The sequence below is a fragment of the Anderseniella sp. Alg231-50 genome, assembly GCF_900149695.1.
Lineage (GTDB): Bacteria > Pseudomonadota > Alphaproteobacteria > Rhizobiales > Aestuariivirgaceae > Anderseniella.
In genome coordinates, this window is sequence record NZ_LT703003.1 from 425,334 (window position 1) to 444,748 (window position 19,415).

Genomic DNA, 19,415 nt, shown 5'->3' on the forward strand with positions numbered 1-19,415 from the left:
CAACTAGTTCCCGGCCGTTGCGCTTGCCCACGAGCACCCGTCGCGGCGGTCGGCATCCCGGTCCCGCCAGACCGCCTGCCAATCTGCATCCGGCGCAATGGCATCAACGGCAACGGGACCCTTTGTGTTCAATGCTTCGCCATTGGGAATGCCTGGCAAATGACCGCCTTCGCCCACTGCATCAATCGCCCGGCGCAACATGCGCCGATAGGCAATGATCGCCTTGTCGGACGTGGCAAGGTGTTCGTTGGTGCGGTCGAAAACCGGCCCCGGGCTTTCTACGGCCCACTGATCATGGACATTTATGTCGAGCCCCATGCCGGTATAGGTCTCAGCTTCCTGTTCAGCCGGGTTGAACCCGTAGTTGTTGCGCTTGTTTTTCAGCGGTGCGTAGTCCGGCAGGCGGTGTTCGGCAAGCCGCTGTTCACGCATCAGCTGCTTGTTCACCGGGCCGGCGAAGCTGGTGAACATCGAATACCAATAGCAGGTCTCGTCATCCACCGGCACATGCCACTGGGTGATGGTCATATCGTTGGACATCGGGATGCAGATGGCTTCGGGAAATATCTGGTTGGTCACGCGCACATGGGTGCGGCCGTCATCCAGGTGCCTGAGCGCAATCAGGCGCAATCCGTAGTCGGTTTCTTCCACCTCTATGTCGGGCCGTGGATATTCGCGCAGCAACTGCGTCATCGGCATTTCCGTATTGGCGGCAGTGTCGCGGAACTGCTTGCCGTAACTGTCGGCCGGGTCTTCATCCTGCAGGAACCGATGCAGGAAGGATGCATGAACCGGATCGATGCCCACTTCCATGGCCTGCAGCCAGTTGCACTCCCACAAACCCTTGAAGGCAAACACGTGTGTATCCGGGGCAACAAAACAGTCCAGTTCGGGAAATGGCGGCGGTGCGCCCTCGCCCATGAAGGCAAAGACAATGCCGTTTTTCTCCACGACCGGATAGGATGCGGTCTTTATCTGCTCGTGCATGGTGCTGCCTTCAGGCTCGCCGGGCTGTTCGACACACTGGCCGGAGCGGTCGAAATGCCAGCCGTGAAACGGGCAGCGCAGGCCGTTGTCCTCGCGCCGGCCGTGACACAGGTCAGCGCCACGATGCGGACAATGACGCCCGATCAGGCCCAACTCACCGTCATTGTCGCGAAACAGCACCAGGTCTTCGCCAAGCAGGCGCACCGGCACGACGGGGCGAGGGCCTTCAAGTTCATCGCTCAAGGCAGCCGGTTGCCAGTATTGCCGCATCAGCTTGCCGCACGGCGTGCCGGAGCCGGTTTGCGTAATGAGATCGTTTATGTCTTTCGACAGCATAGGTGGGCGTCCTGTTTTCTGGTCTGATGCCGCACACGTTAGGCAGGCAGCGCGCATAGCGCAAGTTCCGGGCAAGGCTTGCCGAAACCGGGGTTTGCGGGTTGTATGCGGATGACCAACCAACACCGACCTGAACCGGGGCAACTAACTTGAACACCAAACCTTATCTGATCGCCGGTGGCGGCATAGGCGGCTTTGCAGCCGCGCTGGCGCTGGCGCAAAAGGGCATTGAAAGTATCGTCATCGAACGTGAGGAGGAACTGCGCGAAGCCGGTGCCGGTATTCAGCTCGGCCCGAACGGGTTTCGCATGTTCGACACGCTTGGCGTAACCGACGCGATCCGGGCCAATGCGGTGTTTCCCGAGGCGCTGGTCATGATGGATGCGCTCGACGGGTCACAAGTGACACGGGTACCGCTAAATACACCTGAATTCACTGACCGCTTTGAATACCCCTATGGCGTGATCTACCGGCCGGACCTGCATGACACTTTCATCGACGCGGCCAGGGCAACCGGCAGGGTGACCGTGAGGCTGGGCGCGAAGGTCGAGGCCTATGAAGACACCGGCAACGGTGTGCGCGTAACCCTGGGCGATGACAGCACAATCGAGGCGCAAGCCCTGATTGGTGCCGACGGCCTATGGTCGAAAGTTCGCGAGACAATCGTTTCGGACGGCCGCCCCCGGGTTTCGGGCCACATTGCCTATCGGGCCGTGCTGCCGGAAGCCGACGTGCCCGACGCAAACCACAGGAACGAAGTGATCCTGTGGGCCGGACCCAAGACCCACCTGGTGCACTACCCTTTACATCGCGGCGACATTTTCAACCTGGTATCGGTATTTCATTCCGATGCCTATGAAGAAGGCTGGGATGTGTATGGCGACATCAGCGAACTGAACCAGCGATTTGCCGGACAGAGAACGGAAGTGATGGGCATGCTCGACAAGATCGAGAGCTGGCGCATGTGGGTGTTGTGCGACCGCGATCCTGTGAAAAATTGGAGCAAGGGCCGCGTTACGCTGCTCGGCGATGCCGCGCACCCCATGCTGCAATATCTGGCGCAGGGCGCATGCATGGCGACCGAAGACGCAGTATGCCTGGCGCACCACGTGGCGGCACACGGCGATCCGGCGGATGCTTTCCTCGCCTACCAGGCCGACCGGTATCTGCGCACCGCGCGGGTGCAGATGACGGCCCGGCTCTATGGGGATATCTATCACGCCGCCGGTCCGGTGGCGGAACTCAGGCAGATGATGCTGTCGGGCAGAACGGCGCAACAGGCCTATGACGGCATGAGCTGGCTGTACGCGGGCGTCAATGCGCGCGGCCAGCAGATCCTGCAGTAAACCGTTTTGTAACAAAGCCATTGCCAAGGCAAACGCCGATGCAAGAGCACATCCGGTTCAAATAGAAACAATTGACCGGTTTTTTGCGGTCTCTGGCAAGGCGCGGGTCCCGCCGTGATCTGGTTGACCGCAAGGGAGCCGTAACGCAGTCCAGTGGGCGCAGAAATCCGGCCTTCGGTGGACCAAATCAGTCCATCGGCGTTGTTGCAAAGCTTGCCCGATGCACCGCATCGCGCTTCACTTTGCGCCTAGCCGAGTGAACTGATTTGGTACCATCAAATGCTTCTATTTGAACCGGATGTGCTCTAGGATCAATTCGAGGCTGAACCTGCCATCAACGGCAATCACACAAGAATTGAGTATCAGGGAGTAGAAACATGATCCGCAAAATTCTCGCCGGCGCGCTGGCGCTTGGCATTTCGGCAACGGCAACCGCCGCCATTGCCGCCGACAAGGTGAAGATCGGCGTCATTACCACGCTGACCACACCGGCGGCCGTTCTGGGCGCTGAACAGATGAACGGCATCAACCTGGCCATGGAGCACCTGGGCGGCAAGATGGGCAGCACGGAAGTTGAGATCATCGCGGAAGACGACGGCTTCAGACCCGACATCGGCAAGCAGAAAGCCGACAAGCTGGTGTCTCAGGACGATGTCGACATCGTGACCGGCATTATCTGGTCGCACGTGTTGCTGGCGTCGAAGAAATCCATCCTGGAAGGCGGCAAGTTCCTGATCGGCGCCAATGCCGGCACTTCGCATGTGGCCGGCAAGGAATGCCACGAGAACTTCTTCTCCTCGTCCTGGCAGAACGACATGGTGCCGAAAGCGCTCGGTGAAGTGCTCAATCAGCGCGGCGTGAAGTCGCTCTACATCATGGCGCCGAACTACGCTGCCGGCAAAGACATGGTGGCCGGCGTGAAAAGCTCTTTCAAGGGCGAAGTCAAGGGCGAGGATTTCACCAAGTGGGGCAAGGATGCCCAGCTTGATTTCTCGGCTGAGCTTGCAAAAGCGTCCGCCTCGGGTGCTGAAGCGATCTTCGTGTTCTATCCGGGCAAGGCAGGCGGCGCGTTCCTGAAGCAGTTCGGCCAGGCCGGTCTTGCCGGCAAGATGCAGTTCTTCAACGTGTTCTCGGTGGACGGACTGTCGCTGCCGAAATTCCAGGCTGGCGGCATCAAATCAGTGCTTGGTGCTTATGACACCATGCAGTGGAGCCCTGACCTGGACAACGCAGCCAACAAGAAGTTCGTGGCCGACTATCGTGCCAAGCATGAGAGGTATCCGAGCTTCTATGCGGCACAGGCCTATGATGCGATCAACCTGATCAATTCAGCCGTGGTCGCCACCGGCGGCAATGTCAAGGACAAGGATGCGTTCCGGGCGGAGCTGAAAAAGGCCAATTACAAGTCCGTGCGCGGTGACTATTCCTATGGCAACAACCACTTCCCTGTTCAGAACTACTATCTGCGCCAGGTTGTGGAAGGTCCGGACGGCAAGTGGACCCACAAGACGGTATCAACGGTTTATGAAGCGACCGGGGATGACCACGCCAAGGATTGCGCAATGAAGTAGGCGGGATTTCCGTCTCGACAATCCAGCCCGCTCTCAAGCAGTATTGAGGGCGGGTTTTTTGTGCTGAAGGAGAATGTCGTTGAAGGTCGTAGTTGTTGGAGGCGGTATCGGCGGGCTGGCGGCGGCCCTCATGCTGCATGATCGCGGCATTGAAGCTGAAGTCTACGAGCGCTCGGAAGAAATCCGCGAACTCGGTGTGGGCATCAACACCCTGCCGCATGCGATCAGGGAACTGGCCAATATCGGCCTGCTCGATGCGCTGGACCAGGTCGCCATCCGCACCCATGAACTGATCTACCAGAACCGGCAGGGTCAGACCATCTGGCAGGAACTGCGCGGCACCGATGCCGGCCTCGACATGCCGCAATTTTCTATTCATCGCGGCCGCCTGCAGGGTGTGCTGCGCGATGCGGTGATCGACCGGCTGGGGCCGGACGCTATCAGGACAGGCCATGCATGTACCGGGGTGAGGCCGGGCGACGGGTCCGCGACGGCAGTCTTTCAAACGGCCGAGAGGGAAGAATTGCTGGCGGAAGGCGATGCCGTCATCGCCTGTGACGGCATTCACTCGGTTGTGCGCAAGCAGTTCTATCGCAATCAGGGCGACCCGAAATGGAACGGCATCATGTTGTGGCGCGGCGCGTGCCTGTGGGAACCGTTCGGGACCGGACGATCCATGGTGATCGCCGGCGGCATGGACGCGAAACTGGTGCTGTACCCGATTGCCAACGATAACCGTGCCGACGGCAAGGTGCTGATGAACTGGGCGGTGGCGGCAAAGATGGGGGATGGCTCAACACCGATGCCGCGGCGCGAAGACTGGAACCGCGAAGGTCTCATGAGCGAGCTCCTGCCGTTCGTCGAAGACACGTTCACACTGGACGTGCTGGACCCACTGGCCCTTATACGCGAGACCGGGACATTTTACGAATATCCCATGTGTGACCGGGACCCGGTCGAGCAGTGGACATTCGGCACGGTGACCTTGCTCGGGGACGCCGCGCATCCGATGTATCCGGTGGGCTCGAACGGCGCCAGCCAGGCGATACTCGACGCCCGCTGTCTGGCCGACAAGCTTGCTGATTGCGGCGGTGACACGAGCGCTGCCCTGCTGGCCTACGAAGCAGACCGCCTGCCTGCCACGTCGGAGATCGTGCGGCAAAACCGCGGCGGCGGACCGGAGCGGGTCATCGACCTGGTCAACCAGCGTGCACCCGACGGGTTCGATACGCTTGAGGATGTCGCCGGACACGAAGAGCTGGAAGCAGTGGTGCGCGGCTATCAGAAGACCGCGGGCTTCGACAAGGCTTCAGTCAACCGCTAATCGAGCCAGGCTTTTCCCAAAATGATCAACCTGGTGAGCTTCATTGCAAGCCGGCGTCCTTTCGGATCTTCGCCTGCAGTTCAGTGATCAGTCTGTCACGGTCGGTTTCAAATTTCTCCAGGTACTCTGCGCCTATGCCGTTGTCGCTGGTCCTGAGGCCCCAGACGGTCATTTCCACCAGCATTGGCACCAGGCTGACCGCCAGTTCGGTCGGCAGGTAGATGAACTGACGGGCATCTGTCGGGTCACGTTTCTTGGTGACCAGCTTGCGATGCTCAAGCCGCTTCAGTCTTTCTGCAAGCACATTGGTGGCGATGCCTTCGTCGCCCTCCAGCAGTTCCCTGTAGCGCTGTCGCGATTTCAACATCAGGTCGCGCAGGACAATCAGCGTCCAGCGGTCCCCGAAGATTTCCAGGGCAAAACTGATCGGGCAATCGGAGCGGCGCGGTTCAGAGGACGGAGGCATGTGATTTTCCAAATATTTCACTTGCAATATGCAAGCAAATTAATATGATCACTTGTAGATAGCAAGTGAACAGGAGGAATGACAATGACCATTGCTGGTGGATGCCTATGCGGGACTGTCCGGTACACGTGTGCTGAGGAAACCGGTGGAGGCCATTGCCACTGTAACGACTGCCGCAAGACCAGCGGCACTGGACACGGTTCACACATGATAGTTCCCGAGGCCGGGTTCGAAATGACCGGTGAGATCAGGTTCTTCGACAAGCCCGCCGACAGCGGCAACATGGTCAGCCGCGGTTTCTGCCCGGCGTGCGGTTCTGCTATCTATTCGACCAATTCATCCATGCCCGGCATGGTTTTTGTCAGGGCGTCCAGCCTCGACGATCCGGACAACTTCAAACCGCAGATGCGGGTCTATACCGACCGCGCCGCCACATGGGATCACATGGACGCGACGCTTCCCGGCTTCGCAACAATGCCGTAGACAGAAGACAGGCCGGAAAGCGTTCGGGCGGGCCTGTGAAAACCCGCAACTTGCGCAGCCACGCACACTATTCAACCGGGAAACCTGCAAACGCCATAACTGTGACTGACGCAGTCAACTCTCCGGATTGCTGATCACAAAGCAGGCCTTATGTCATGATCGTTGGCTGCGTAGATATCCAACAACTGGTCAAAATCGATGCCATCTGCCTGGGCTGCCGCCAGCGGATGATCAGAGCTTTCAAGTTCAATTGTCGGGCGTTGTCTTTCGTCGAGTGGATAAACCTGGCATTTCATGTTGAGCGTGTCCGGATACCCCTTCAGGCGGTTGGAAAACCATCCAAACCAGGGCCCCAGGTGGCCCTGCTTGCCGTCGTCAAATGTGTTGACGCAAATGTCGAAATTCGTTTTCGAAAGTGTGCTCCAAACACCAAAACCAAACGTCTGTCCATCTGAGCCGAGCAATGGTAATTCCAGCACGCAACGGATAAAGAAATTCTCTCCGTCGATGATGCAAAAGTCTTCCGTCAATATGTTATCGGAACTGAAAAGCTTCTCATTTGGCAGCCACTCCCTTGACCCTTGCCAGAAATCCGGCGCATCGCATGCCAGGTCGAAAACTCCATTGTGTTGCAGACCGCAGCAAGGACAGCGCCAGTCACCGCTGCTCAAAAGCGACCACCTGCTGTCAATGGTCAAATCCATTACCTAACTCTCTTGTAAGCTAGCGGGATGATGACTCACTCAGGCATCCGGCGGCGGCAGGAAGTGGATATTGTGCTCGCTGGCGAGGCGCACCACCTCGGCCGGATCCGGCACATTGTTGATCTTGGTGAACAGGTCCCACAATTGCTGGGTGGGCGACACCCAGAACACGCACTTCACGTCGTGACCGGAATTGTTGAAGATGCCGTGCGCCTGGCCGCGCGGCAGGCGGATCAGTTCACCGGCACCGGCGGTTGCATCAGTTCCGTCCAGAAACAGGTCGAAGCGGCCTTCCAGAACATAGATGAATTCATCCTGGTCAGGGTGGATATGCGGCGGTACGAACGTGCCGTCGGGAAACGTCGCGTGCCAGGAAAACGAGCTTTCGCACAGGTGCTTGGGAACATAGGTCTGTCCCAGGATATTCCACTTGATGCCGTCGATGCCTTCACTTGCCGGCGTGACGCCTGCGGTCATTTCGATCATGTCTGTCTCCTGCCGGATTGCTCGTTCAATGAACTTGGATGGGTGCATTCGACACCGGGAACCGGCGCCGTGCAAGACCTGAATAGTGCAAAATAATTCAGACTGCAGGCATTTGAAGTCTGTATCTTTTATCTCTATCGTGCATATTCAGTAGCTCGTCGGGACGAAACAAGACGGCACTCAGATACGAGAACACTCGGGAGGAGTTTGATAATGTTGAAGAAGACAGGAATTGCGGCGCTTGGTCTGGCGCTGATGGCATCAGCCTCGTACGCTGCCGACATCAAGATCGGTTACGTGACGACACTGACCACACCGGCTGCGGTTCTCGGCAACGACATGAAGGACGCCGTCAACCTGGCGGTGGAGCATCTTGACGGCAAGATGGCCGGAAAATCCGTTGAAATCATTTTTGAGGACGACGGCTTCAAGCCCGAGATCGGCAAGCAGAAAACCGACAAGCTGGTACAGCAGGACGATGTGCCGATCGTTGCCGGTTATATCTGGTCCAACGTGCTGCTGGCATCGGCCAAGTCTGTGCTGGACGCGGGCAAATTCCTGATCTCATCGAATGCCGGACCGTCGCAGATTGCCGGCAAGCTGTGCAACGCAAACTTCTTCTCGACGTCGTGGCAGAACGACCAGACTCCGATGGCGATGGGCGAAGTGTTGAACCAGCAGGGCGTCAAGTCACTGTACCTGCTCGGCCCCAACTATGCCGCCGGCAAGAACATGATGACCGGCGTGGAGCGCACCTTCAAGGGCGAGATCAAGGGCAAGGACCTGACCAAATGGCCAAGCCAGCTTGATTTTTCCGCTGAACTGGCAAAAGCCAAGGCATCCGGCGCGGAAGCCATTTTCGTGTTCTATCCGGGCAAGGCCGGCGGCGCGTTCATCAAGCAGTACCAGCAGGCAGGTCTGAAGGGCGAACTGGATTTGTATTCGGTATTTACCGTGGATGCCATTTCGCTGCCGAAACTGCAGGCAGCCAAGCTTGAAGGTGTCTTGGGTTCGCGGCTGACGCAGCAATGGGACCCGACACTGGACAACGCAGCCAACAAGAAGTTCGTTGCCGACTTCCGTGAAAAGTACAAGCGCTACCCGTCGTTTTATGCGGCACAGGCCTATGACACAATCAACCTGATCGCATCCGGTGTTGAAGCTGTCGGCGGCGACATGAGCAAGACCGACGAACTGCGCGCAGCCATGGCCAAGGCCGATTATGCGTCGGTGCGCGGCAAATATACCTATGGCAAGAACCACATGCCGATACAGAACTTCTATCTGCGTGAAGTTGTTGCCGACGATGCCGGGAACTGGACGACAAAGGTGGTCAAGACGGTTTACGAAAACCACGTTGATCCATATGTCGGCGAGTGTCCGTTGGCCAAATAAGCCACACGGCGAATAGAACGCTGTTTCATGGGGAGAACTTTTTGTTCTCCCCGTAAACTTGTTTCATGGCGGGTGGGCCATGGGATGGGTCTCTGGGATTGGCATTGGGGTTGGTGTTATTGTGGGATTGATATCCAGGCTGGGTAATTTGGGGCGATGAGCACACTGTTTTTCATTCAGTTCCTGAACGGGCTGCAACTCGGCGTATTGCTGTTCCTGCTGGCAGCAGGCCTGACGCTGGTGTTCGGCATCATGGACTTCGTCAACCTGGCGCACGGCTCGCTGTACATGGTCGGTGCGTTTTTCTGCGCCACGCTGACATTCTGGACCGGGTCGTTCGTGTGGGCGGTGCTGCTGGCAATCCCGCTGACCGCGCTGGTCGGGCTGGCGCTGGAGATGGGGGTGATCCGACATCTGTACCAGCGCGACCATCTTGACCATGTACTGGCCACCTTCGGGTTCATCCTGATCGCGGACACGCTCGTGCACCTGATCTGGGGCCCGGAAGGCATTGCCATCCCGCTGCCCGACTACCTGCAGGGCCAGGTGCAGATACTGCCGGGCATCATCTTTCCGACTTTCCGCCTGGTGATTATCAGCTGCGGACTGCTGGTGGCATTCGGGCTCTACTGGCTGATCACGCATACCCGTCTTGGCATGCTAATCCGGGCCGGCGCATCCAACCGGACCATGGTATCGGCACTCGGCATCGACATAAAAACCCTGTTTACGGCGGTTTTTGCCCTTGGTGCGGTGTTGGCCGGGCTGGCCGGCATGCTGATCGCACCGATCACCGAAGCAACCATCGGCATGGGTAATGACATTATCATCACCGCGTTCGTCGTGATCATCGTGGGCGGTATCGGTTCCATGAAAGGTGCCTTCATCGGCGCCCTGATCATCGGACTGATCGATACGCTGGGCCGTTCTTTCCTCGACGATATCCTGAAATTGTTCATCCCCGTCAATGCGGCGGAAACCGCAGGCCCGGCAATTTCGTCAATGCTGATCTATCTCATCATGGCTGCTGTGCTGGCGTTCCGCCCGCAAGGCCTGTTTCCACCAAAGGTGCGCTAGATGACTGATACCACGTCGGCCCAGCTCAGCGAGCACCTGCGGGCGCCTGACCTTTTCGGTTCGGCCAGCGGCCGCATCATTACCCTGGTGTTCATGGCCGTCCTGCTGTGCGTGCCGCTGGCCGCCTATTTCCTCGGCATCCGCCTGCAGCTGGTTTCGCTGGATTTCATCACGCGCATCCTGTGCCTGGCAATTGCCGCCGTCAGCCTCAACCTGATACTCGGTTTTGGCGGCATGATTTCATTCGGTCATGCGGCATATATCGGCATCGGCGCTTACTGCGTCGGCATCCCGGCCTATCACGGCTACGAATCCGGGTGGCTGCATTTCCCGCTGGCAATCTTTGCCAGTGCCGCTTTTGCCCTGGTCACCGGCGCCATCTCGCTGCGCACCAAGGGGGTCTATTTCATCATGATCACCATGGCGTTTGCGCAGATGGGATATTATTTTTTCCTGTCGCTGGACGAGTATGGCGGGGACGATGGACTGACCATCTATTCGCGGTCGGTGTTCAACATCATCAATATCGAAAACAAGATGGTGCTGTTCCTGTTGACCTATATCTGCCTTGCCGGGTCGATCTACCTGGTCTACCGGATTGTCAATTCCCGCTTCGGCATGGTGGTGCGCGGCTGCCAGTCCAACGAGGCGCGCATGAAGGCGCTGGGCTACAACACCTATGCCTACAAACTCACTGCCTATGTCATCGCGGGCGGCATGTGCGGGCTGGCCGGCGCGCTGCTGGGCAATTTCACCACCTTCATCTCTCCCGACATGATGGGCTGGTCGCGCTCCGGTGAACTGATGTTCATGGTGATCCTGGGCGGTACGGGATCGCTGTTCGGCCCGGTGTTCGGGGCGGTTACGTTCGTGTTCATCGAGGAACTGCTGTCCACCTTCACCACCTACTGGGCGCTGCCGTTCGGCGTGCTGCTGGTGTTGAGCGTCCTGTTTATCAAGGGCGGCCTGAACGGCCTGATCCAGCGGGGATGGCGCCGTGGCTGAGACCATGCTCGACATTCAGGGCCTGAAGAAATCGTTTGGCGGTGTTGTCGCGACCGACAGTGTGACACTGGGCGTTGAGGCCGGAGAACTGCACGCGATCATCGGGCCCAATGGCGCCGGCAAGACAACGCTGATTGCACAATTGTCCGGAGACCTGACACCTGATGCTGGTCATGTGGTGTTCAACGGCAAGGACATCACGACCGTACCAACCCATCGCCGTTCGCATTTCGGGCTGGCCCGGTCATTCCAGATCACATCCGTGTTCATGGGGCTCAGCGTCATCGACAATGTCGCGCTGGCCGTGCAGGCCCACGACGGACATTCGTTCAGGTTCTGGCAACCGGCCACTACCCAGGCCCGGTTGCGCAAACCGGCACTTGAGGTGCTGGAAAAGGTCGGGCTGGCCAACCGGGCCGGGACGATTGCCTCGGCCATGTCGCACGGCGAACGCCGCCAGCTTGAAATCGCCATGGCCCTGGCCACGGACCCGAGCTTCCTGCTGCTTGATGAACCGATGGCCGGCATGGGCGTGGAGGAAAGTGCCGCCATGGTGTCCATACTGCGAAGCCTGAAGGGCGAGAAAACCATTCTGCTTGTGGAACACGACATGGATGCGGTGTTTGCCCTGGCGGACCGCATTTCGGTACTTGTCTATGGCCGCATCATCGCCACCGGCAAGCCGGAAGACATTCGCAAGAATGCCGACGTGCGCAGCGCCTATCTCGGGGAGGTCTGATGCAATGCTGAAAGTATCCGGCCTTGAGACCTACTACGGCACTAGCCAGGCCCTGTTCGGCATGACATTTGACGTCAACTCCGGCGAGGTTGTTACCCTGATGGGCCGCAACGGCATGGGCAAGACCACAACCATCAATTCGATCATCGGCATCGTGCCGCCGACTTCAGGATCGATCGAGTTTGCCGGCCAGGAAGTATCGAAACTCGCCTCGTTCAAGACTGCAAATCTCGGCATCGGACTGGTGCCCGAAGGTCGGCAGGTCTTCCCCAACCTGTCGGTTCGCGAAAACCTGGTGGCAACCGCGTCCAATCATCAGGGGCTCGACGACCCATGGACCATCGAAAAAGTCTACTCGATGTTTCCAGAGCTTGAACTGAGGGCAACGTCAATGGGCAATCTTCTGTCCGGCGGTGAACAGCAGATGCTGGCGATCGGCCGCGCCCTGATGACCAATCCGCGCCTGCTGGTGCTTGACGAGGCAACCGAGGGACTGGCCCCGCTGATCCGGGAGAAAATCTGGGCGGCACTTTCCGACATCCGCAAGAGCGGCCTGTCCATCCTGCTGGTCGACAAGAACCTGAAAGACCTTTTAAAACTGGCGGATCGCCACTTCATCGTCGAGAAGGGACAGGTTGTATGGAACGGTACGTCCGCACAACTTTCCAAGGCCGAAGACGTTCAACATCGTTACCTGGGTGTTTAACTGCCATTTTGCGTGTTAAAGTTCCGCCGCAATAGGAGTGTCCAATCAGGTTCATGTTGCGGCGACTCGTTAAATTTCTTTCTGCCTTTGCAATTGTGCTGATCGCGCTGCCCATCGCGGCAGGTGCGGCTTATTCCTACGCCAAGGGCTGGCCCAGCAGCTGGCGTTCGGCTGACTGGTCATCTTCGGGACTTCTGCCGGAGGCTGCAACGGATGAGCCGGCTGCCATCTACATCATGGCGGCACGGTCCGGTCGCTGGAAAGGCATTTTCGCCGTTCATCACTGGCTGGTGATCAAGCCCGCCGGAGCTTCCGAATATGAGCGGTTTGAAGTGGTAGGATGGGGCTCGCCGGTGCGCCACAACGCCTATGCACCGGACGGGCGCTGGTATTCCAACGAGCCTTACGTCGTTCATGAGGTGCATGGTGCGAAAGCAGAAGCCCTGCTTCCAAAGGTTATCACAGCAGCGCGCATCTACGAATGGTCGGCGTTCGGTGACTATGTCGTCTGGCCCGGCCCCAACTCAAATACCTTTATCGCCAGTATCGCGCGCGAGGTGCCCGAACTCGGCGCGGAACTGGACCCAGCCGGTGTCGGCAAGGACTGGCTTGGTCCTGGACTCCGAACCGGCGTGATGCCGTCGGGGACCGGTATTCAAATTTCCTATGACGGCTATATCGGGGTCGGCATAAGCCGGCGTGAAGGGATCGAACTGCACGTGCTGGGCGCAACCATCGGCGTCGATTTCGACGATCTGGCCATCAAGCTGCCGGCGCTGGGGAAGATCGGGCTGAGATAGCTTTCGACCGCGAATCGTCGTCAGGCGCTGCCTATTAGTATTCCCGCCAGGAACACGATGAAGCCGCCCACGGCAATCTGGAACGCTGCGCGCATAAACGGCGTGTCCATGTATTTGAAGCGGATCCACGAGATCACCCACAGCTCGATGAACACAATGATCACGGCCAGCATTGTCGCCGTCCAGAAGTCATTGATCAGGTAGGGAAGCGTATGACCGATCCCGCCCACAGCCGTCATGATGCCGGCTGCAGAGCCACGGATCCACGGATGCCCGCGGCCGGTCAGTTCACCATCATCCGACAGGGCTTCGGCAAAGCCCATAGAGATGCCCGCGCCGACCGAAGCAGCCATGCCCACCAGAAATGTCTGCCAAGTGTCATGGGTTGCAAACGCAGCGGCGAACAGCGGCGCCAGCGTCGACACCGACCCGTCCATCAGGCCGAGCAGGCCGGGCTGCACGATCTGCAGCAGGAACAGTTGTTTTTCAGCGTCCGCCTCTTCCAGCTTGGTGTCGGCATCAAGATGCTTCTCGGTCAACTTTGCAGCAAGGTTCTCGTGGCCCTTTTCCTCTTCGGCCAAATCAAGCAGCAGTTTTTTCACATCATCATCCGACGTGCGCTCCGCGGCCTGCTTGTAAAACCGGTAATTCTCAAGCTCCATCACCTCGGCACGCTTGCGCACCACGTCCAGTGACAGCTGCTGCATCAGCCAGGCCGGCTTGTGCTTGACGAAACCGGCCACATCGGACCGGCGGATCAGAGGGATGAAGTCGCCAAATTTGGTCTGGTACAATTCCGTCAGACGGCGGCGATGTTCATGCTCTTCTTCCGCCATGTCGATGAACACACGCGCGGAGGACGGATATTGCTCCTGCAGCGAATTGGCAAATGCCATATAGGTGCGCGCATCATCGTCCTCGCTTGAAATCGCAAGGGCGAGGATTTCTTTTTCTGAGAGGTCGGCAAAAGGTTTCACGGGCGGCGGTCTTCTTGGTCTGGAATCGATTACGGGTTTCAGGAAACGTTTTTAGAATAATTCCAGATTACAGTCCAGCACTCAGGTGACCGGGACACAAATTTCTGATAACTCCGCTCTCCCTGTCTGGTGACCGGTCTATCTCGGTTCCAGGCTGGTTGGTCAGATTTTTGACGAAGCTTTCTGGCAACTGGCTTGTGTCCGCAGCAGTGATCTGGCTGTCTGCAGACTGCCCGTGCGTGCTTTCGGAGAACATGACTGCCATCAGCAATACCAGCACAGCTGTTGCCGTCAGTCTGGTTGGTGTTCCGGATTTAACTCGTGCCATGCCGGCTCCCCCATCAGATACAGGTGTTACACGGCAACATGTTAGATAACATCAGACTACGGAATGTTAACCGGACTGATAAAAATGAAACCAAAGAGCGGCGATCCTTAACGCCCGTAACCGGAGTTGGCGCTCACGGCCACACCTGATCCTAGTCGCGCTGCACTGCCGCCGACAGTAGTAAGTGTGCGAATGCCGCAGCCATAGCGATGGCCGCGGCCACGCCGCTTGCGGCAATGCTCCAGGTCGATATGACCAGCGCGCCGAGGGCAGACCCCAAAGACGCACCCAGGTAGATGCAGGCTGAATTGAGCGACAGCACGACATTCTGCTGGTCCGGTGCAAGCTCGATAAGGCGGGCCTGTTGCGGCACCATGAATGACCATCCGACGACGCTCCATCCGAACATGGCCGCAGCCACCAGGGCTTCGGGAAGCGGCAGCAGTGAAAACACCGGCAATACCATAATTTGCGCCACGCACAATACGATCAATGTCCGGAATCCGCCGACACGATCGGTCAGGAAGCCGCCCAGAATGTTGCCCACCACGGCCCCCAGCCCAAACAGTGTCAGCATGAACGTCACACCATTGCGGCCAAAGCCCATTTTTGCTTCCAGCAAGGGCGCTATATAGGTGTAGAGGATGTAATTCGCCGCCAGAAAAGAGACGGTGAAGGTAACAGCAAACAAGATGCGGGGCGCGGACAGCACCTTGCCCAGACTGGCAAGAGACGCCTGTTGAAACGGTACCCGGCCCGGGACCAGCGCCATGACTCCAACCAGGCTTACGCCGGTGATGACTGCAACAATCCAGAACGCGGCCTGCCAGCCATAGGTATAGCCGGCCCAGCTTCCCACCGGTACGCCCAGAACCTGTGCCAGAGTCAGTCCGAAGAACACCGTGGACAGCGCTCGCCCGCGTTGCGCCGGTGCACTGCACGACACGGCCACGGCGGCCGCGACAGGGGTGTAGATACCGGCTCCTGCCGCTGCCACAATGCGTGCAGCAAACAGTGTGGCGGGCGATACCGCCAGGGCACTCAATACTGCCGCCAGCAGGAACAGTGACAGGCCGGCGACAAGAACCAGGCGGCGAGGAAGCGTACCGGTCAGGCTGACCAGCAAGGGTGAGCTGATCGCGTAAGCAATGGCATAGACCGTCAGCACAAGTCCGGCTTCGGCATTGCTCATCGCCAGGCTAGACGCCAGCGGGGTGAGAATGCCGATGACGACAAAGGCCCCCATGCCAATGGCAAAATTCCCCAGCGAAAGGATGGCCAGAAGGCCGGCACGTCCACCCGGTTGCGGTTCTGCGACCTCAACCATGAACCATGAAACCCTTTCGCCGGTGTTGATCTGCCATCGTGTGTGTGTGAACGCAGTATTACCGCAACTCCAAGTTCGGCAGTAGAGCAATTTGTCCGCTTGACGGAAACCTCATCCACTGCCAAACACCAGCCCATGACAGAGACATCGCACATCCGCAATTTTTCCATTGTTGCGCATATCGACCACGGCAAGTCCACGCTGGCAGACCGGCTGATCCAGACCTGCGGCGGGCTGACCGCGCGCGAGATGAAGGAGCAGGTACTCGATTCCATGGAGATCGAGCGTGAGCGCGGCATTACCGTCAAGGCCCAGACGGTGCGCCTCGACTATACCGCCGACAATGGCGAAACCTACGAACTGAACCTGATCGACACACCGGGCCATGTCGACTTCGCCTACGAGGTCAACCGGTCACTGGCGGCGGTGGAAGGATCACTGCTGGTGGTCGATGCCGCCCAGGGCGTGGAAGCGCAAACGCTGGCCAATGTGTACCAGGCGATCGAGAACGACCACGAGATCGTGCCTGTCCTCAACAAGGTGGATTTGCCCGCGGCGGAGCCCGACAGGGTGCGCCAGCAGATTGAAGACGTGATCGGGCTGGATGCATCCGGCGCGCTGGAAATCTCCGCCAAGACCGGTATCGGCATCAAGGAAGTGCTGGAAGCAATTGTCCACCAGTTGCCCGCGCCGAAAGGCGAGGCAGACCAACCGCTGAAAGCCATGCTGGTCGACAGCTGGTACGATGCCTATCTCGGCGTCATCGTGCTGGTGCGCATACTGGATGGCCGGCTCAAAAAGGGCATGCGCATCAAGCTGATGTCCACCGACGCCAATTACCTGGTCGACCGGGTCGGCGTGTTCCGTCCGAAACAGGAAATGGTGACCGATCTGGGCCCCGGCGAAATCGGCTTCTTTACCGCCGCCATCAAGGAAGTCGCAGACACCCGTGTCGGTGACACGGTAACGGAAGAAAAACGCCCGTGCGCCGAAGCCCTGCCCGGTTTCAAACCGGCTCAACCCGTGGTGTTTGCAGGTTTCTTCCCCGTAGATACGGCAGAGTTTGAAGACCTGCGTGAGGCCATGGGCAAGTTGCGCCTGAACGATGCCAGCTTCTCGTTTGAAATGGAAACCTCCGCCGCACTCGGCTTCGGTTTCCGCTGCGGGTTCTTAGGGTTGTTGCACCTGGAGATCGTGCGCGACCGGCTGGAACGGGAGTTCAACATCGACCTGATCACCACGGCACCGTCGGTGATCTACCACATCCACCAGATCAAGGGCGAGATGCTGGAACTGCACAACCCTGCCGACATGCCCGAACCCAACTATATCGACACCATTGACGAACCGTGGATCCAGGCGACCATCCTGGTGCCGGACGAGTATCTCGGTGCGGTTCTGAAGCTGTGTGAAGACCGCCGCGGGCGTCAGAAGGAACTGACCTATGCCGGGTCGCGCGCCATGCTGATCTATGAGCTGCCGCTCAATGAAGTGGTGTTTGATTTCTATGACCGGCTCAAGTCAGTGACGCGCGGTTATGCCAGTTTCGATTACCAGATGACCGGATACGAGCCCGGCGACCTGGTACGCATGCACGTGCTGGTCAATGAGGAGCCGGTGGATGCACTGGCCATCATCGTGCACCGGGGCCGCGCCGAACAACGCGGCCGGGTCATGGTTGAAAAACTCAAAGACCTGATCCCGCGCCACATGTTCAAGATTCCCATCCAGGCCGCCATCGGCGGCAGGGTGATTGCGCGTGAAACCATTTCAGCCATGCGCAAGGACGTAACGGCGAAATGTTATGGCGGCGACGTCTCACGCAAGCGCAAGCTGCTGGACAAGCAGAAGGAAGGCAAGAAGAAAATGCGCCAGTTCGGCCGCGTCGAAATTCCGCAGACCGCGTTTATCGCAGCGTTGAAGATGGACGAGAATTAGAGTTTTGTAACGCTCACGCAAGCAGCCTTCGGCTGCGCTCCGCGGGGGCGGGCCTGACCGGCCCGAGACCCGTCGGGTCTGGTTATTTCTAAGCAGTCGAACAGCTTATCCGCCTTCGGCGGGCCGTTCTCCGACCCCGAACAACCATAGTGATGAACTCCTCCGAGGCACGGAACGTGCTGAGGCAAGGCCGACAGGCCGCCGCGCGGAGCGCGCCCTAGCGGAGCGCAGCCGAAGGCTGCTTGCGTGAGCGGAATAAACCAGCCAGTTCGCGTGAGCGGAATCAAACCAAACTCAGCCCTCAAACGCCTTGAAATGCTTCGACAGCTTCAAACCCTGCTTCTGGTAGTTCGAACCGATGCCCTGGCCGTACACGGTTTCCGGCGGCTCGCTCAGGGGTTCGTAGACGAGGCGGCCGATGATCTGGCCGTCTTCGAGGATGAACGGCACTTCGTGGCTGCGGACTTCCAGCACGGCGCGCGAGCCTTCACCGTCGCCCGACACGTCACCAAAACCGGGATCAAAAAAGCCGGCATAGTGCACGCGAAATTCGCCGACCAGCGGGTTGAACGGAACCATCTCCGCGGCATGTGTCGGCGGCACCCGAACCGCTTCCTTCGACGCCAGAATGTAAAACTGGTCCGGATCCAGGATCAGGGAGCCGCGCTGCCAGATCGGGTCCCAGTAGTCGAGGACTTTAAGACCTGCCTTGCGGTCCACATCTACCAGGCCGGAATGGCGCTTGGCGCGGAACCCGACCGGCTGATTGTCACCGAAACTCGACAGGTCGACGCTCAGGGCTATGCCATTGTCTATGGAGACTTCTCCTGAAGTGACCAGCGGTTTCTGATTGTGCAGTTCGTGGATCAGATCGTCACTGGGCGACACGGTGCCGGCGCGAAAGCGGATTTGCGACAGGCGCGAACCGGTCCGTGCCAGGATCGGAAACGTGCGCGGGGATATCTCAGCGTAAAGCGGGCCCTCGTATCCGGCAGGCACTGTGTCAAACTCGGCCGCGTTGTCGGCGATGACGCGGGTGAAGATATCCAGCCTGCCGGTTGAGCTCTTGGGATTGGCGGCTGCCGACATGGCGGGGTCCAGCGCCAGCGACTCCAGTAGCGGCACGATATACACGCAACCAACTTCCAGTACTGCACCGTCTGTCAGGTCAACCTTGTGCAGGGAAAGCTGATCCAGCCGGTCGGCAACAGTGTTGCGCGGGCCGGGCATGAACGACGCACGTACCCGCCAGGCTACCTCTCCCAACCGCAAATCCAGGCTGGCAGGCTGTACCTGATCCACATCCAGGACGCTTTCGGCAATAATGTGGCCCGTTTCGACCATCTGGCGGATAATATGGGCCGGTACAATGCCATTTGCAGCTTGAGTGGTCATCTGTAATGCTTTCTGATGCGTTTCA

At 58.7% G+C, this 19,415-nt stretch carries 19 protein-coding genes; 11 read left to right on the forward strand and 8 right to left on the reverse strand.

The features are described 5' to 3' along the window. Positions 1-3: 3 nt before the first annotated feature. A complete protein-coding gene (locus DHN55_RS02090) occupies positions 4-1,323 on the reverse strand; it encodes a Rieske 2Fe-2S domain-containing protein (RefSeq protein ID WP_108879747.1) in 1,320 nt (439 codons plus the stop codon). Positions 1,324-1,472: 149 nt separating this feature from the next. Between DHN55_RS02090 and DHN55_RS02095 the strand changes: the two genes are divergently transcribed. The 3 genes from DHN55_RS02095 (at position 1,473) to DHN55_RS02110 (ending at position 5,564) form a co-directional block, all read left to right on the forward strand. After that, the gene (locus DHN55_RS02095) at positions 1,473-2,669 is read left to right on the forward strand and encodes a 3-hydroxybenzoate 6-monooxygenase (RefSeq protein ID WP_108879748.1); all 1,197 of its coding nucleotides are present in this window, start codon (positions 1,473-1,475) and stop codon (positions 2,667-2,669) included. Positions 2,670-3,046: 377 nt separating this feature from the next. Further along, positions 3,047-4,240 (forward strand): ABC transporter substrate-binding protein, encoded by a 1,194-nt coding sequence (locus DHN55_RS02105; protein ID WP_108879750.1) that lies wholly within the window; start codon positions 3,047-3,049, stop codon positions 4,238-4,240. Positions 4,241-4,319: 79 nt separating this feature from the next. Beyond that, positions 4,320-5,564 carry an FAD-dependent monooxygenase gene (locus DHN55_RS02110; RefSeq protein ID WP_108881655.1) on the forward strand — a complete coding sequence of 415 codons (1,245 nt, stop codon included), beginning with the start codon at positions 4,320-4,322 and terminating at the stop codon, positions 5,562-5,564. Between the two features lie 40 nt (positions 5,565-5,604). Here DHN55_RS02110 and DHN55_RS02115 read toward each other — a convergent pair whose 3' ends face one another. After that, on the reverse strand, positions 5,605-6,030 hold the full coding sequence (locus DHN55_RS02115) for a winged helix-turn-helix transcriptional regulator (protein ID WP_337659820.1): 426 nt from the start codon (positions 6,028-6,030) through the stop codon (positions 5,605-5,607). An 84-nt stretch (positions 6,031-6,114) separates the two neighbouring features. Between DHN55_RS02115 and DHN55_RS02120 the strand changes: the two genes are divergently transcribed. Further along, positions 6,115-6,513, forward strand: coding sequence for a GFA family protein (locus tag DHN55_RS02120; protein WP_337659821.1), 399 nt, complete (start codon positions 6,115-6,117; stop codon positions 6,511-6,513). 134 nt (positions 6,514-6,647) lie between these two features. Here DHN55_RS02120 and DHN55_RS02125 read toward each other — a convergent pair whose 3' ends face one another. Next, positions 6,648-7,217 (reverse strand): DUF2199 domain-containing protein, encoded by a 570-nt coding sequence (locus tag DHN55_RS02125; RefSeq protein ID WP_108879753.1) that lies wholly within the window; start codon positions 7,215-7,217, stop codon positions 6,648-6,650. Positions 7,218-7,256: 39 nt separating this feature from the next. Beyond that, positions 7,257-7,703, reverse strand: a complete 447-nt coding sequence (locus tag DHN55_RS02130; RefSeq protein WP_108881656.1) for a cupin domain-containing protein — start codon at positions 7,701-7,703, stop codon at positions 7,257-7,259. 213 nt (positions 7,704-7,916) lie between these two features. Here DHN55_RS02130 and DHN55_RS02135 point away from each other — a divergent pair, with 213 nt between their 5' ends. The 6 genes from DHN55_RS02135 (at position 7,917) to DHN55_RS02160 (ending at position 13,425) form a co-directional block, all read left to right on the forward strand. Continuing rightward, a complete protein-coding gene (locus DHN55_RS02135; RefSeq protein WP_108879754.1) occupies positions 7,917-9,098 on the forward strand; it encodes an ABC transporter substrate-binding protein in 1,182 nt (393 codons plus the stop codon). 156 nt (positions 9,099-9,254) lie between these two features. Continuing rightward, positions 9,255-10,175, forward strand: a complete 921-nt coding sequence (locus DHN55_RS02140) for an ABC transporter permease subunit (protein ID WP_108879755.1) — start codon at positions 9,255-9,257, stop codon at positions 10,173-10,175. Between the two features lie 93 nt (positions 10,176-10,268). Beyond that, a complete protein-coding gene (locus DHN55_RS02145; RefSeq protein ID WP_108881657.1) occupies positions 10,269-11,180 on the forward strand; it encodes a branched-chain amino acid ABC transporter permease in 912 nt (303 codons plus the stop codon). Further along, complete coding sequence (locus DHN55_RS02150; protein ID WP_108879756.1) at positions 11,173-11,919, forward strand: ATP-binding cassette domain-containing protein; 747 nt, start codon at positions 11,173-11,175, stop codon at positions 11,917-11,919. The genes DHN55_RS02145 and DHN55_RS02150 overlap by 8 nt, the downstream gene beginning before the upstream one ends. A gap of 4 nt (positions 11,920-11,923) precedes the next feature. Next, positions 11,924-12,625 carry an ATP-binding cassette domain-containing protein gene (locus DHN55_RS02155; RefSeq protein WP_108879757.1) on the forward strand — a complete coding sequence of 234 codons (702 nt, stop codon included), beginning with the start codon at positions 11,924-11,926 and terminating at the stop codon, positions 12,623-12,625. Between the two features lie 53 nt (positions 12,626-12,678). After that, complete coding sequence (locus DHN55_RS02160; RefSeq protein WP_108879758.1) at positions 12,679-13,425, forward strand: DUF3750 domain-containing protein; 747 nt, start codon at positions 12,679-12,681, stop codon at positions 13,423-13,425. Positions 13,426-13,445: 20 nt separating this feature from the next. On the opposite strand, the gene mbfA is transcribed toward DHN55_RS02160, so the two are convergent. From mbfA to DHN55_RS02170, 3 genes are all read right to left on the reverse strand, one after another. Then, entirely contained in the window at positions 13,446-14,402 is a 957-nt protein-coding gene (mbfA, locus tag DHN55_RS02165) for an iron exporter MbfA (RefSeq protein WP_108879759.1), read from the reverse strand. 67 nt (positions 14,403-14,469) lie between these two features. Further along, positions 14,470-14,730, reverse strand: coding sequence for a hypothetical protein (locus DHN55_RS22170; RefSeq protein ID WP_337659823.1), 261 nt, complete (start codon positions 14,728-14,730; stop codon positions 14,470-14,472). Positions 14,731-14,881: 151 nt separating this feature from the next. Continuing rightward, positions 14,882-16,057 carry an MFS transporter gene (locus DHN55_RS02170; protein ID WP_108879760.1) on the reverse strand — a complete coding sequence of 392 codons (1,176 nt, stop codon included), beginning with the start codon at positions 16,055-16,057 and terminating at the stop codon, positions 14,882-14,884. 135 nt (positions 16,058-16,192) lie between these two features. On the opposite strand from DHN55_RS02170, the gene lepA reads away from it, so the two are divergent. After that, complete coding sequence (gene lepA / locus DHN55_RS02175; RefSeq protein WP_108879761.1) at positions 16,193-17,995, forward strand: translation elongation factor 4; 1,803 nt, start codon at positions 16,193-16,195, stop codon at positions 17,993-17,995. A gap of 294 nt (positions 17,996-18,289) precedes the next feature. Here lepA and DHN55_RS02180 read toward each other — a convergent pair whose 3' ends face one another. Beyond that, positions 18,290-19,390: a 2'-deoxycytidine 5'-triphosphate deaminase gene (locus tag DHN55_RS02180; RefSeq protein ID WP_108879762.1), complete on the reverse strand. Its 1,101-nt coding sequence runs from the start codon at positions 19,388-19,390 to the stop codon at positions 18,290-18,292. Positions 19,391-19,415: the final 25 nt, after the last annotated feature.

Bases quoted from the DNA above. Each gene is read 5' to 3' on its own strand.
- DHN55_RS02090 (WP_108879747.1), bottom strand. From the start codon at position 1,323: ATGCTGTCGAAAGACATAAACGATCTCATTACGCAAACCGGCTCCGGC.
- DHN55_RS02105 (WP_108879750.1), top strand. From the start codon at position 3,047: ATGATCCGCAAAATTCTCGCCGGCGCGCTGGCGCTTGGCATTTCGGCA.
- DHN55_RS02115 (WP_337659820.1), bottom strand. From the start codon at position 6,030: ATGCCTCCGTCCTCTGAACCGCGCCGCTCCGATTGCCCGATCAGTTTT.
- DHN55_RS02120 (WP_337659821.1), top strand. From the start codon at position 6,115: ATGACCATTGCTGGTGGATGCCTATGCGGGACTGTCCGGTACACGTGT.
- DHN55_RS02125 (WP_108879753.1), bottom strand. From the start codon at position 7,217: ATGGATTTGACCATTGACAGCAGGTGGTCGCTTTTGAGCAGCGGTGAC.
- DHN55_RS02130 (WP_108881656.1), bottom strand. From the start codon at position 7,703: ATGATCGAAATGACCGCAGGCGTCACGCCGGCAAGTGAAGGCATCGAC.
- DHN55_RS02135 (WP_108879754.1), top strand. From the start codon at position 7,917: ATGTTGAAGAAGACAGGAATTGCGGCGCTTGGTCTGGCGCTGATGGCA.
- DHN55_RS02140 (WP_108879755.1), top strand. From the start codon at position 9,255: ATGAGCACACTGTTTTTCATTCAGTTCCTGAACGGGCTGCAACTCGGC.
- DHN55_RS02145 (WP_108881657.1), top strand. From the start codon at position 10,269: ATGGCCGTCCTGCTGTGCGTGCCGCTGGCCGCCTATTTCCTCGGCATC.
- DHN55_RS02155 (WP_108879757.1), top strand. From the start codon at position 11,924: ATGCTGAAAGTATCCGGCCTTGAGACCTACTACGGCACTAGCCAGGCC.
- DHN55_RS02160 (WP_108879758.1), top strand. From the start codon at position 12,679: ATGTTGCGGCGACTCGTTAAATTTCTTTCTGCCTTTGCAATTGTGCTG.
- DHN55_RS22170 (WP_337659823.1), bottom strand. From the start codon at position 14,730: ATGGCACGAGTTAAATCCGGAACACCAACCAGACTGACGGCAACAGCT.
- DHN55_RS02170 (WP_108879760.1), bottom strand. From the start codon at position 16,057: ATGGTTGAGGTCGCAGAACCGCAACCGGGTGGACGTGCCGGCCTTCTG.
- lepA (WP_108879761.1), top strand. From the start codon at position 16,193: ATGACAGAGACATCGCACATCCGCAATTTTTCCATTGTTGCGCATATC.
- DHN55_RS02180 (WP_108879762.1), bottom strand. From the start codon at position 19,390: ATGACCACTCAAGCTGCAAATGGCATTGTACCGGCCCATATTATCCGC.